The sequence below is a fragment of the Sphingobacterium pedocola genome, from assembly GCF_015209965.1.
In the GTDB taxonomy this organism is placed as follows: domain Bacteria; phylum Bacteroidota; class Bacteroidia; order Sphingobacteriales; family Sphingobacteriaceae; genus Sphingobacterium; species Sphingobacterium pedocola.
Map to the genome: position 1 here is coordinate 112,188 of NZ_MU158692.1, position 14,066 is coordinate 126,253.

11 protein-coding genes and 1 riboswitch are annotated in these 14,066 nt (G+C 39.6%); of the genes, 5 read left to right on the top strand and 6 right to left on the bottom strand.

The annotated features are described in order from the left end of the window. Nucleotides 1-71: 71 nt before the first annotated feature. Nucleotides 72-1,619 carry a helicase HerA-like domain-containing protein gene (locus C4F40_RS18670; protein WP_196940939.1) on the bottom strand — a complete coding sequence of 516 codons (1,548 nt, stop codon included), beginning with the start codon at nucleotides 1,617-1,619 and terminating at the stop codon, nucleotides 72-74. Nucleotides 1,620-1,918: 299 nt separating this feature from the next. Between C4F40_RS18670 and C4F40_RS18675 the strand changes: the two genes are divergently transcribed. The 3 genes from C4F40_RS18675 to C4F40_RS18685 all read left to right on the top strand — a co-directional run bounded on the left by C4F40_RS18675 (nucleotide 1,919) and on the right by C4F40_RS18685 (nucleotide 4,644). Continuing rightward, complete coding sequence (locus C4F40_RS18675) at nucleotides 1,919-2,263, top strand: hypothetical protein (protein WP_196940940.1); 345 nt, start codon at nucleotides 1,919-1,921, stop codon at nucleotides 2,261-2,263. A gap of 100 nt (nucleotides 2,264-2,363) precedes the next feature. Then, on the top strand, nucleotides 2,364-3,938 hold the full coding sequence (locus C4F40_RS18680; protein ID WP_196940941.1) for a SulP family inorganic anion transporter: 1,575 nt from the start codon (nucleotides 2,364-2,366) through the stop codon (nucleotides 3,936-3,938). Between the two features lie 58 nt (nucleotides 3,939-3,996). Then, nucleotides 3,997-4,644, top strand: a complete 648-nt coding sequence (locus tag C4F40_RS18685; RefSeq protein WP_196940942.1) for a carbonic anhydrase — start codon at nucleotides 3,997-3,999, stop codon at nucleotides 4,642-4,644. A 53-nt stretch (nucleotides 4,645-4,697) separates the two neighbouring features. On the opposite strand, the gene C4F40_RS18690 is transcribed toward C4F40_RS18685, so the two are convergent. Next, nucleotides 4,698-5,969 (bottom strand): FAD-dependent oxidoreductase, encoded by a 1,272-nt coding sequence (locus tag C4F40_RS18690; RefSeq protein ID WP_196940943.1) that lies wholly within the window; start codon nucleotides 5,967-5,969, stop codon nucleotides 4,698-4,700. A 156-nt stretch (nucleotides 5,970-6,125) separates the two neighbouring features. On the opposite strand from C4F40_RS18690, the gene C4F40_RS18695 reads away from it, so the two are divergent. Continuing rightward, entirely contained in the window at nucleotides 6,126-7,796 is a 1,671-nt protein-coding gene (locus tag C4F40_RS18695) for a glutamine--tRNA ligase/YqeY domain fusion protein (protein WP_196940944.1), read from the top strand. Between the two features lie 36 nt (nucleotides 7,797-7,832). On the opposite strand, the gene C4F40_RS18700 is transcribed toward C4F40_RS18695, so the two are convergent. Next, nucleotides 7,833-10,838, bottom strand: coding sequence for a protein O-mannosyl-transferase family (locus tag C4F40_RS18700; RefSeq protein ID WP_196940945.1), 3,006 nt, complete (start codon nucleotides 10,836-10,838; stop codon nucleotides 7,833-7,835). 260 nt (nucleotides 10,839-11,098) lie between these two features. Between C4F40_RS18700 and C4F40_RS18705 the strand changes: the two genes are divergently transcribed. Beyond that, a complete protein-coding gene (locus C4F40_RS18705) occupies nucleotides 11,099-11,482 on the top strand; it encodes an HU family DNA-binding protein (protein WP_196940946.1) in 384 nt (127 codons plus the stop codon). A 128-nt stretch (nucleotides 11,483-11,610) separates the two neighbouring features. Here C4F40_RS18705 and metF read toward each other — a convergent pair whose 3' ends face one another. The 3 genes from metF to C4F40_RS18720 all read right to left on the bottom strand — a co-directional run bounded on the left by metF (nucleotide 11,611) and on the right by C4F40_RS18720 (nucleotide 14,023). Next, nucleotides 11,611-12,567, bottom strand: a complete 957-nt coding sequence (gene metF, locus C4F40_RS18710; protein ID WP_196940947.1) for a methylenetetrahydrofolate reductase [NAD(P)H] — start codon at nucleotides 12,565-12,567, stop codon at nucleotides 11,611-11,613. A gap of 150 nt (nucleotides 12,568-12,717) precedes the next feature. Beyond that, a riboswitch (SAM riboswitch) is annotated at nucleotides 12,718-12,822 on the bottom strand. A gap of 41 nt (nucleotides 12,823-12,863) precedes the next feature. Next, on the bottom strand, nucleotides 12,864-13,388 hold the full coding sequence (gene rimM, locus C4F40_RS18715) for a ribosome maturation factor RimM (RefSeq protein ID WP_196940948.1): 525 nt from the start codon (nucleotides 13,386-13,388) through the stop codon (nucleotides 12,864-12,866). An 89-nt stretch (nucleotides 13,389-13,477) separates the two neighbouring features. After that, entirely contained in the window at nucleotides 13,478-14,023 is a 546-nt protein-coding gene (locus C4F40_RS18720; RefSeq protein ID WP_196940949.1) for a 30S ribosomal protein S16, read from the bottom strand. Between the last annotated feature and the right edge of the window lie 43 nt (nucleotides 14,024-14,066).

Below are 14,066 nucleotides of genomic sequence, written 5' to 3' on the forward strand. Positions count from 1 at the left end.
TTAATAGAAAAACATTATTCATTTTTTATTGCATGAGTGCTCCGCGTTTTATCGATTTATTTTCGATGAGCCTATTTCCTTTTAAATATTGAATTTAATATCCCATTGGCAATTTTCCCCAGCAATTTAGCACCTTCTCGGGCGAGTGTCCGACTAGCTTGTGTTTGAGCTGCCTCCAAAGGTGTTTGCCTGCGTGACCTGGAAGACGTATTGGTTTTAGTTGTCTTTTCAGCCTCCTCCTGCGCTTTTTCTTCCACACGTTTTGCTTCAGCAGAAGTTTGACGCTCTACTATAATTTCTGACGCTGTACGTCTCTCTACTCTTTGTTGATATTTCGAATAATATTCGGAATTTCTTACGATAGTGTTATACATCTCCGGATTAGCAGGTCCCATTATCGCCCGCGCTGGAACGAGATGCGTAGCTACGACTTCTGTGGGAATACCCTTATCATTTAATACCGTAATCAGCGCTTGCCCAGTACCTAGCGAGGTAAGAACTTTATCGATTTCATAAAATTCGGATGTAGGGTACGTTTTTACGGTTTTACGGAGGTTTTCTGCGTCATTAGGTGTAAAAGCACGCAGTGCATGTTGGATTCTATTACCCAATTGACCTAAAACACTCTCAGGAATATCTGTAGCCGCTTGTGTACAAAAGAACACCCCTATCCCTTTGGATCTGATCAACCTCACAATCTGCTCTACCTGCATCAAAAAAGCTTTAGACGCTCCATTAAACAGCAAATGCGCTTCATCAAAGAAAAACACCAATTTAGGTTTTTCTACATCACCAACCTCCGGCATTTTTTTGAAAAGCTGTGCTAGAAGGCTCAAGAGGAACGTAGAAAATAATAGGGGTTGATCTTGGATATCTGCTATATTTAAGAGCGTAATCACACCTTTACCGTCTACTTTCCCAAATAAATCTTGAATATCAAATTCCCTTTCTCCAAAGATATGCGCGACCCCCTGTTGTTCAATGGCAACTATTTTTCGTAATATCGTCCCTGCGCTAGCCGTACTTATCTTCCCATAATCTGCCTTGATCTCCTCTGCTCCCGCGCCTTCAGATAAATATGACAATAATTTCTTGAGGTCATCGAGATCAACCAAAGGTAATTTGGTGTCATCTGCATATTTAAACATAGCACTTAATACGCCTGACTGCGTTTCATTAAGATCCAGAATTCTAGCAAGAAGTATTGGTCCGAAATCTTCTACTGTAATACGCATAGAAGAACCCAATTTGCCACTAATGGAAAAAATTTCTATGGGAAACGCGGCAGGGATAAACGGAATGCCAACGAGACTACCCCGCTCCAATAACGCATCGTTTGTATTACCCGGTTCAGCGAGCCCTGATAAATCACCCTTGACGTCTAGCATAAATACCGGCACGCCTGCATCCGAAAGTTGTTCGGCCATCAGCTGCAAGGTGCGCGTCTTACCAGTACCTGTAGCACCGGCAATAAGACCATGACGGTTCATCATCTTTAATGCCAAATTCACTTTAGCGTCCGTAATGACTTCTCCCTTAAGTATCCCCGACCCCAGTTGTATAAAAGAACCCTTGGGATTATAAGAGGCATTAATTTTATCGATAAATGGTTGGCTCATAGTATTATTAATAAAAATTCAACTCTTTAAAAAATACGTTTATTAAACTTCAATAACTTAATTAGGCGGAAACAGTTCAGAATATAATTCGCAATAAACAAAAGTTTCAGCTATCGAATTTATAAATATTTGGAGAGATTATTGCAATATTTAACAAGACAAGGTTTTCTATATTAACAAATCGTTAATTTATGTAGATTTTATAAGAAGTTTTGTAATATTTATACCATATAATTAAAAAAAAGCTTGGCTTTCTAACGAATTATTTTATTTTTGTGAAAGTACAATAAAGAAAATAGATGTATAATAAGGTATATAGAATAGTATCAGCAAAGATTTGCTTCTTTATCTTCTTTACGAAGATGCTGATTTCTGCTACGCCTATTTTTATCGACAATGTTGACCAAGGAACTATCCTTCAGGTAGTCATGCAACTGGAAATTGAAAGTGCAAAAAGCAATAGCAATTCTAACAATGAAGATCTTCATGAGCATGGCGTAAAAGTATTCAAACCTGATGCTATAGATTTCTTAGCTTTTAATCCCACCATCGAAAACCAGAGCCAGAGTAAGACTTATCTTCAAAACGAACGGAGTATTACCTCTTACCACCCTACTGTGCCCACCCCCCCTCCTAACTGCTAAATTTACGCATCGTATTTATGATTTGTTTGCTAACAGCTTAGCTAAACTAGTCTGTGTTGTGATTATTCAGTAGATTTTTAAAAAAAATTTTATAGAAATTATGTTAGGAACTCGTATGTCTGCTTTTCTAAAATTATCGAAAAGGGACTTAAAATATGACTTACCAGCGAGTATTGTTGTATTCCTGGTAGCTTTACCCCTATGTTTGGGTATTGCAATGGCATCCGGTGCGCCATTATTTGCCGGAGTATTAACAGGTGTTATTGGGGGGATTGTGGTAGCGTCTATCTCGGGTTCTCCACTTAGTGTCAGCGGACCGGCCGCTGGATTGACGGTTATCGTATTAGGTGCTATACAGGACCTCGGCGCCTATGAAACCTTTACATTAGCGGTGTTAATTGCCGGTGCGGTACAGTTGGTTCTGGGTATTTTGAAAGCTGGAATGATAGGAAATTATTTTCCTTCAGCTGTGATTCTAGGGATGCTCGCGGCGATAGGTATTACTATCATATTAAAACAACTTCCCTTAGCAGTAGGTCTTTCTGAATCTCACGCTTTTGAACTGGATAACGGAGGCGGAATTACAGCTTTTTCTGACACCATTTTTTCAGCAGTAAACTGGGGAGCCGCTATAATCTGTTTTTTGTCATTGGCAATACTCATATATTGGCCGAAGATCAAAACGTTAAATAAGGTTCCAGCTCCTCTAGTGGTTGTGCTTGTGGGAGTAGGACTAAGCATGGCGTTCGCAGGTAGTTCTTGGGGCTTAAATCCAGATCATCTAGTATCCATTCCGGTGGTATCCTCATTTACCGAATTTACGGGGTTGTTTGTGTTTCCTGATTTTACACAAATTCTAAACAAGGATGTTTGGATAGTAGCCTTCACCATCGCAATTATCGCAAGTTTAGAAACGCTGCTGAGTATCGAAGCGATAGATAAGCTCGACCCTTTTAAACGCAATTCTCCAACGAATAGAGAATTGTTAGCGCAAGGTGTCGGAAACATGACTAGTGGCCTTTTGGGAGGCTTACCGATGACGTCCGTAATTGTACGTTCATCGGCAAATGCAAATGCCGGGGGTAGAACCCGCCAATCAGCCATTTTTCATGGTATATGGCTACTTGCCGCATTGGTGGCTATTCCCTCCCTTATCAATTTGATTCCGTTATCTTGTTTAGCTGCAATTTTACTACACACAGGCTATAAACTGGCGAATCCTGCACTTTTCAAAAAGATATACCACAAAGGCTTGGATCAGTTTATTCCTTTTACTATTACCGTAGTGGCAATTGTTGCTACTGATTTATTAATGGGTGTTGGGATAGGAATTGTTGTCGCAACGTTCTACATTCTTCGTGCGAACATGCAGAATGCATATAAGTTTAATATTGAAGAAGGTGATTTTAAAAACGAAGCGACTTTAACACTGGCTGAGGAAGTTTCATTCCTTAATAAAGTGCCTATCCAACAGAAATTATACAACCTTCCAAAATCAGTAAATCGGGTAGTAATTAATGGCCAACACAGCAAATTCATAGATAAAGATGTGATCGAGGTGATTAAAGATTTTGAGCAAAATGCACTAAGTAAAGGCCTCGAAATCGAACTAAACGATATAAATTATAAAAAAAAAACATACCGGAAGAAACAGAAACTTCAAAAGGTAATTTAAAAAACTAAATTAAATGCTGTATCTTGAATAGCTTTTACGCTATTCTAAATTTAAAAATATGGGAAATAACGAATTAGAATTAGGTTTTAAAAAAATATTAGACGGAAACAAAGACTGGGTTAATTTTGTAAGCGAAGATACAACGGGTCGTTTCCAACAACTAGCAAAAGGCCAAAGTCCAGAAATATTATGGATCGGTTGCGCAGATAGCCGCGTACCAGCAAATGAGCTGACAGGTAAAAAGCCTGGTGAAGTATTTGTACACCGTAACATTGCAAACATGTGCGTACACTCCGATATGAGTATGCTGTCAGTGCTCGATTATGCTGTTAACGTATTGAAGGTAAAACATGTGATTGTAGCCGGTCATTACGGGTGTGGAGGAGTCGCAGCATCACTGAGCCGCAACCAATATGGGATCATTGACAACTGGTTGTGCCACATAAAAGATGTATATAGACTTCACGCTGCAGAGATCGATGCTATTGAAGACGCAGAAAAGAAAACTAATAGGTTGGTAGAGTTAAATGTAAAGGAGCAAGTTTTCAATTTATGCACAACCTCTATCGTCCAGAACGCATGGAAAGATCGTGAAGATTTGGCAATACACGGCATGGTTGTAAACATAGGTACGGGTGAACTTATTAACTTAGATTCGACATTTACCAGCAATGACGATCTAGGAGACGTGTTCGCCTATAAATAGGATATAAAAAAGCTCCGACAAGCTTCTTGTCGGAGCTTTTTTATATTTGTGATTTATCTCAGAATAGTACCTTCGGTGGTAACGCCCTTGACGTACGGATCGGCATATTTCCCAACGATCACAGCAAATTCCTCCCGGCTTACTATGCTGTCCTGGTCAAACTCACCAACAAACTTTAACTTGTTAGACCAGTCCTTTTTGATTTGTGCATCCATCTCCATTCCTCTAAAACTCACGAACCTGACCAAGCTTAAAAGATCTTTCCAGGTCAGATATTCACCGTCATTATCCATGAACCACAGCTGACTTCTTGAATGCAATTGATTAAATATGGGTTTGATTTCTTCAAACTTAATGCTGTCTTTGCTATCAAAAACATAATTGTCCTCTTTTTTCTTTCCTGTCAATAGGCCCGCGAGATACATTTTTTCAACTGCGCGATAATGGACATGGGAAATCGGAATATCGTGAAGGGGTAACAATCTAGCATTAAAGGTTATCAACTCTGTTTGCAACTTGCGTGTGTCGATCTTGTCTGCTGTGGTCTTGAAAAATGCACAATATGCCGCTATTGCACCCAACGTTTGACCAAGTTGCGCGCGCAGGGGTATACTCTCGGCATTGCGAGCAACCTGAATCAGATATTGTGTCGGAAACAGGTTCTGATTTGATTGGCTCAGTATATTATTCAAAACATAGGAATACACAACACTGTCTACTTCGCCTACGGCAACCGTAGTACGTGATAGATCCAATGAATGCGCATCTGCAGGGGATATTCTTCCGGGCTTATAATAACCCTCCATACCTTTTACCAACGACTTTAATTTCCCTTCTTCCGTGGCATCAATGAGCGCGCGTACGGTATGTTTCTGTTTGTTTGATAAGGTGACTTCCCAATCTTTTTTGCCTCGTAACACCGATTGCACAGATAATGACTTCATTACAGTGAGATTGGGCTGCTCAGAAATGATTTTTTCCAACGCATTCATTGCTAGTCGTGGACTGATATCTCGTTTTACCATTTGTGCGATGGAATCATTGATCTCTTTGCTCATCGCTATTTTCATTAACACATCCATCCAAATACCTCCATCTAAATTAGCGTTAGATAAAATAGTAGTGGCCCCAGTAGTAAGCGATGGCACGATTTGGTCTTGCTCCATCACCCAAAGTGTAGGGACGCTGGATTGCGCGCTTTGCACAGCAGCAGTAAAGGCTTCTATATCACACCCGTATACCAATAAGGTTGGCTTAGTTTTTTTTTGCGCCATTAGTAGTATGGGACTGATGAGGTATATAAAAATATAAAGACGAAATTTCATTTGCACGGTATTTATTCCGAAAATACATAAAATTAATTTATACCACCGTAAATAAGATCGTGCTCATTTGGAGGAAACGATCATCCTGACATAACTATTTTATGCAGATGAAAACTATTACTTGTGAAAAAAAGGAAAGTTATCTAAGTTTGCTACATGATAGAGGAAGAAAAATCATTAAATTTTATCGAAGAAGTTATTGAAGAGGATCTTCGTAAAGGAACACATGACGGAAGAGTCCTGACACGTTTCCCCCCCGAACCTAATGGTTATCTTCATATCGGCCATGCCAAATCAATTTGCTTAAATTTTGGTTTAAGCCAAAAATATAACGGATTGACTAATTTACGTTTTGACGATACTAATCCTGTTACAGAAGACGCCGAGTATGTCGAAAGTATAAAACGTGACATCCAATGGCTTGGGTTTCAATGGGCACAGGAACTATACACCTCCGATTATTTCGAAATATTGTACCAATACGCTGTAGATTTAATCAAAAAAGAATTAGCTTATGTTGACGACAGCACGGCGGAAGAAATTGCAGCATCAAAAGGTACCCCTACTGAACCAGGGATACCAACGCCATACCGTAGTCGTTCCGTTGAGGAAAACTTAATGCTCTTTCAACAGATGCGCGAGGGTAAATATAGGGATGGGGAAAAAGTATTACGTGCGAAAATAGATCTGGCTAACCCCAATATGCATCTTCGCGATCCGTTATTATACCGTATCAGACACGTGCACCATCACCGTACTGGAGATAAATGGTGTATTTATCCGATGTATGACTTTGCGCACGGACAATCGGATTCGATAGAAAAAATTACGCATTCTATATGTACGCTGGAATTCATTCCACATCGTCCGTTATATGACTGGTGTATTGAAAAGTTGGAAATATTTCCATCCAAACAATATGAGTTTGCTCGCTTGAATATGACATATACTGTTATGAGCAAGCGAAAATTGCTACAATTAGTAAACGAAAAATTTGTTGAAAGTTGGGACGACCCTCGCATGCCTACAATTTCAGGTTTACGCCGAAGAGGGTATACAGCAGCCAGTATTCGCAATTTCTGTGATAAAATCGGCGTTCAGAAGCGTGAAAATATGATCGACGTCAGTCTGCTGGAATTCTGCATCCGCGAAGATCTGAACAAAACGGCATGGCGTCGCATGGTGGTATTGGATCCCATCAAATTGGTGATTACAAATTATCCGGACGGGCAGGTAGAAGAATTAACCGGTGAAAACAACCCGGAAGTCGAGGGAGGAGAAGGATTCCGTCATATTCCTTTCACAAAGCAATTATGGATTGAGCGTGACGATTTCATGGAGGAACCTCCAAAGAAATTCTTCCGCCTAGGAGTCGGTTTATCCGTTAGATTAAAACATGCCTATATCGTAGAATGCTATGATTTTGTGAAAGATCCCGAAGGAAAGGTGATCGAAATACACTGTAACTACATCCCTAACTCCAAATCGGGTGAGGATACCTCGGGATTAAAAGTAAAAGGAACCATCCATTGGGTATCTGTACCTCATGCCAAGGAGGCTGAGGTACGTCTATATGATCGCTTATTCCATGATGAGAACCCGGTTGCTGCGGAAGATTTCAAATCTTCCATCAATCCAGACAGCTTACAAATCATCAGCAAAGCTTATATTGAGCCTGATCTAGCTACAGCACAAGCAGGTAAAGGATATCAATTTATCCGTTTGGGGTATTTTACACTAGATACCCAATCTTCTCCCGATCATTTAGTTTTTAACCGTACGGTAACACTAAAAGATTCCTGGGCAAAAGAAATCAAAAAAGGATAATATACAGAAGGAGGCTAAAGCCTCCTTTTGTATATTCTATTGAAGGTAAATCTTCTTGTATTTATCATTCAGTGCCACAGTAGCGGCCAATAGTTTTTCATCACCCGCATCCGATAATATCTTTTGGTAATTATCTAAAGATGCAAACCCCAATCTCACCTCTCTCCCATCTAAAGCAGCCTTTTTATCCTGCATGACAGCGTAATTATAATTTAGTTCTTCATCCACGAATCTTAAATTTTTATCCGTAAGCAATCTGGCTTTTTCCAACTCTTTCGTTTTATAGAGTGTATCCACGATAACGCTGTTGAAATATGCCTGTTTCATACTTGACACCTTTTTAGGCATATTGTCGTATGCAATCAAGGCGACCTCTTTTGCTTGATCAAATTTGTTTTCAGTCATTAAAGATGTCAATGAATTCACAAAGACGTTACTCAAAATAAAATTCTCGTACATGAAATTGGAATCGGGATCAAAATAATCTAATGTATTCATATTACCCCATCCATATTTTTGGGTTATATTACGATGCAGGGTGTCGCTATTTACTAATGTAATTTCATCTGACACCTGATTCAATTCTACGGGCATTAATCGATATACAAACCCCTCAGAAACTAAGTATTTATCCAATCCCATAAAGCTCTCTACAGGAAGCATCATGCCAAAATAAATAGGCCTCTCCCAATTGTTATTGGCCAATATTTCCATCATACAAAGTTCTGCCCGGCTTACATAATCTTTATTGTAGATCCATTCCATATGGTCTGGAATTGCCTTTTCCCAATCCTTTGGCACAACCTTATTTCGAATCACAGAATCTTTGTCTATTGATAACCGTATTTTTTTTGTAGGGAGTATATTGACGTATTCGCCATTCTGCATCTGGATTTGGTTATTTCGGTTATCCGATAACATAATATCCACCAAAGCCCTCACATCCGTATGGGTTTCTAAATTCATGTCTACCACAGGCAAACCATCCCTAACCCCTTTTGCGATCTTTGATGGCTTAAAATTTAAAGGCAGACGCTTTGCTTCGTTTATATCTTGCATAGCTTGCTTCACATACCAATCCGACTGCAAATAACTTAAATTGACAATACGCACATCGGTACGAATTCCCTCGACCTCCTGCAGGTACCACAGAGGAAAGGTATCGTTATCCGCATAAGTAAACAAAATGGCATTGGGTTCACAGGATGTTAAATAGTTGAATGCAACCTCCTTTGCCAACGCTCTATCTGCTCGGTTGTGATCATCCCAGTTTTCGGTGATCAACAGGACGGGCCCGACTATCAGACAAATTGCAAACGACAAAAGAGAAGCAGACCTTAACGTAATCTTTCGTTTCATAAGATCGATAAGGCCTAATACTCCTAGACCTATCCAAATGGCAAAAACATAAAATGAACCTGCATAGGCATAGTCGCGCTCGCGCGGCTGCATTGGTGTCTGATTAAGATAAATGACAATCGCAATCCCCGTAAAAAAGAATAAAAGTGCGACAATCAATGCATCCTGTTTGCTGCGTTTGATCTGCCAAAGCAAACCCATTACACCTAACAATAGCGGTAGAAAAAAATAATTGTTTCTTGAAGGGTCAGATTGCATGGAAAGAGATAATGCTTCTTGTCCGCCGAGACGGGCATTATCTAAAAAACTAATCCCTGAAAGCCAATTCCCCTCCGTATAGGTGCCATGTCCTTGTTTATCATTTTGCCTTCCGGCAAAATTCCACATAAAATAACGCATATACATATCATTCAACTGATAGGAGAAAAAGAAATTCAAATTATCCGCAAAAGTAGGTGATTGCGCTGGATTTAGATTTAAATAATGCTGATAATAGGCGGCATGTTTTTCGCTATACATCCGCGGGAAAAGCATTTCTTTGTCATAAGTATATTTGCGGTTGGTTTCAATTTTGGTGTAACCGGTTTCGTCTTTGCGATAGGTATATTGCGACTGCGCCTCCTTTACTTTTGCATCAAAATTGGGCCCTTTCAACAGCGGCTCACTGGCATATTGTTCTCGGCTTAAATAACCTAAGAAAGAAAACACATTATCCGGACCGTTATTATTCAATGAAATATTAGTTTGCGCACGTATCAAAAGCATAGAATATGAGCTGAAACCCACCAGAACAAAGCAAATTCCTAAAACAACAACATTCAAAATTGGCTTGACTTTACGAATGGAATAAATCACACCAAAAATTAAAGTTCCAATAATCAACAACGTAAAAATTACGATACCAAATCCAAAAGGGAGCCCTAACGTATTGACAAAGAATAGATCAGCATATGCCGCAAATTTTACCATATATTGAATTAAACCCCACAATATAAAAGCCAATACCAATATGCCCAATCCCAAAGATTTCACAATGCCCTTCCAAGTTATTTGTTCTGTCTTTCTAAAGTAAATTACCAACGCCAATGCAGGGATAGTAAGTAAGTTCAATAAATGCACACCGATAGATAGTCCCATTACATAGGCAATCATCAGCAGCCATTTGTTTGCATCGGCTTCGTCGGCTCTTCTTTCCCATTTTAAAACCAACCAAAATACGACAGCGGTACATAGAGAGGACATGGCATACACTTCAGATTCTACCGCCGAATACCAAAATGTATCCGTAAAACTATAGGCTAAAGCACCAACCACTCCGGCTCCCATAATTTGCAGTATATGCCAATTGGCACCTTCACCGTTCTTGTTGATTATTTTACGCCCCAAAGCAGTAATTGTCCAAAAAAGGAATACGATGGTTAGTCCACTACAAATTGCAGATCCTATATTCATCCAAAAGGCGATACGGGAAGTATCGCCGAAAGCAAAATTAGAAAACAAATTCTGAAGCATTAGAAACAGTGGAGCTCCCGGCTGGTGTACAATTTCTAATTTATACGCCGATGCTATAAATTCCCCAGTATCCCACCAGCTGGTAAACCTATCGGCAGTGGCAATATACACCATCGTAGCAATAGCTCCACACAGCCAGCCTACAACATTGTTAATTTTAGCATAGTTCATATCCTAGGAATTAGTTGTTTAAGATTAAAGTTAAACACTAGATTCTGTATATCGAATGGATTAACACTATTTAACAAAAGACGCGTTTCGCTCATGCCCACATACCCAGAAGTGTTTCTAGTTAAAATAAAAGGAAATGCCGAGAGAAAGAGGATCAAAAATGTCTACATATTTGTTTGGATATTTTCCACAAGAATGATATGTTTGTGCTGTGTTGAAAGATTCCGACTACACACTATCCATAAACTTAAACGTCGATCATGGCAATAAAATTCAATGTCCACGAAATTGGCAACCGCATTGAACCCAACGCACCAAAGAAATTTTATGCCCGCCCCATTAGTTCGGGCGAAAAGACCTTAGATGATTTAGCTGCCGAAATTTCGCAGGCATCTTCCTTAACAGAAGCTGATGTGTATGCTGTACTCCAAAGCCTGGTACGTGAAATCCCACGGGCTATTTCAGACGGTTATATTGTAAGGCTTGGCAATTTCGGTTCGTTTAGAATGAGTGCCAACAGTACCGGAAGCGAAACCTCAAACAAGGTTTCAGAAGAAAACATCTACAAAAGAAGACTTATTTTCACTGCCGGAAAACAGATGAAGAAAGCTTTGGAAAAAATCCAGTTCGAGAAAAACAAATAAGCTTTGAAAAGCTTTGCTACACGCAGCGTACAGTGTCAAAAAAATTGCCTATTCAATTTACCCAAATTGAATAGGCAATTTACTAAAAATGAATAGGCAATTTTTCGAATTGACCATATTGAAATTCTCTAAGCAAGCCTTTCGACAATCTTCTTTGTTGGCCCGGGATTACTCATGGTATAGAAATGCAGCACTGGCGCTCCAAATTTGATGAGTTCCTGACACATATCGACCATCCATGTCGTACTGACTTCTTGCACTTCAATATTATTTTTACATTGGTCCACGGCATCACTTAGCTCCTCAGGGATGTCGAGGTGAAATATCTTCGGAAGGGCTATTAGTTGCTTTTTTGTAGTCAGTGGCTTCAGCCCTGGTATGATCGGAATATGGATATCATGTTGTCTGCATTTGTTTACGAACGATTTATACTTTTCAATGTCGAAAAACATCTGTGTAACAATAAACTCCGCTCCCATATCTACCTTTTTTTTCAACCATTTAAAATCTGTGTTGAAGTTGGGTGATTCAAAGTGTTTTTCCGGATAACCTGCAACGCCGATGCAAAAATCAGTTTTCGATGATATTTCGATGTCCTCGTGCAAATACTGGCCACGGTTCATATCTGCTACTTGCTGCATTAAGTCGGTGGCATACGCATGTCCGCCTGGCGTAGGAATAAAATCCGAATCCCCTTTACGCGCATCGCCACGAAGAACCAACACATTGTCTATCCCTAAGAAATTAAGATCGATAAGTGCGTTCTCCGTTTCCTCTTTCGTAAATCCTCCGCATATCAAATGTGGTACAGCATCAACTTTATATTTACTCATGATGGCTGCACAAATAGCTACAGTACCCGGACGCTTGCGGTATGCAACTCGCTCGAGCAGTCCATTATCATGCTGTTTATACAGGTAATCTTCGCGGTGATAAGTAACATCAATAAACGGAGGCCTGAACTCCATAAGTTCATCCATTGTCTTAAAAATACTTTGAATACCTTGTCCCTTTGCGGGAGGTAATAATTCAAAAGAAAACAATGTCTTTCCCTTCGCGTTTTTAATATGATCAACGATTTTCATCTAAATAAATTATCTTAAAGGTGATGAAACTTGCCTACCGCAGCTAGGCATGAGCTATATTCACCATGGCCTTCTTGCTTAGTAAAGCATGCAGATTTCATTTGATTTTATAGTTTTAGGCTTAGAGAAAACGCAAGGGTTTCGTGTTTCAGCTTATCTTTCCCGACCGATTACGAGTAGAATGCAGCACCTTGACTAAGTGTCAGGTTGCTAAGGCTTCAGCGGGTCTATTCCCTCTACCTTTCTCTATAAGCGTTGCTAATATCGGTAATAAGAAGTAAAAAGTCAAAATTATTTTACGCCCTATACAAATCTACCAGTCCTTCGGGCAACTTTACTTCGATGATTTTCTCTTCTCCATCTATTGCAAGGATCAGATCATCGGAAAGTGGAAACATCAACTCTTTCCCATTCATATTTACCGTAGCGATAAACTGCTGCGGCATTTCCTCTACAGCAGTAATCTCACCCAATTCGCCATGATGTTCATCCACCACCAAATAACCTATTAAATCTGAATATCGAAAATCATCTGGATCACGCACGGGCATTTTATCATTCGGCAGATAGATTTTCTTGCGCAATAGCGGTTGAGCCTTGTCAATATGATCGATATCTTCAAATTTAGCGTAGGCGGTACTATTTTTTTGTAATTTCAATTCATCCACGAAATACGGGACAAGTTTCTTGTTCTCTTCCACAAAGAGTACATCAAATTCCAAATCCATGTAATCTTCAAACTCAAAAAAGATCTGAACTTCACCCTTTAGGCCTTTGGTCTTGGAGATATAACCGATATAAAAACTTTGATCTAGTGTCATGTTGTAATGTAAAAAAATGTCGGGCACCGAAGGAGATATAAAAAAAGCCGGCTCCTAAGATCCGGCTTTCCTGAATACTTTGTGAAAGATTAACCTTCAGTTTCTTCTGTGCTTTCTGCACCTTCAGTTGCTTCTGGAGCTTCTACTTCTTCTTCAGCAGGAGCTTCTTCAGCTACAGGAGCATTTTTAGCTGCGATAGCAGCTGCTTTTTCTTCTTTTTTCTTAGCTTCGGCGGCTAGAGCAACTTTTTTAGCTTCCTCTTTAGTTTGCGCTAAGCCTGATTTTTTACCCGAAATTTTAGCTTCGTTAGCTTCTGTCCAAGTAGCAAATTTTGCTTCAGCGGCGGCTTCGTCGAAAGCGCCTTTTTTGACACCACCTTGTAAGTGTTTTTTGTAAAGAACGCCTTTATCCGAAAGGATAGTACGAGCTGTGTCAGTAGGTTGTGCACCTTTATTCAACCAATCCAACGCTTTTTCAAAATCCAAAACGATAGTCGCCGGATTTGTGTTTGGATTGTAAGACCCTAAACGCTCAATGAATTTACCATCACGTGGAGCACGTGAATCTGCTACTACTACGTGGTAAAAAGGACGTCCTTTTTTACCGTGTCTTTGCAATCTGATTTTAGTTGCCATGTTTTAATTTTAGTTATGTATTCAACATATCCCCCGTACAGCA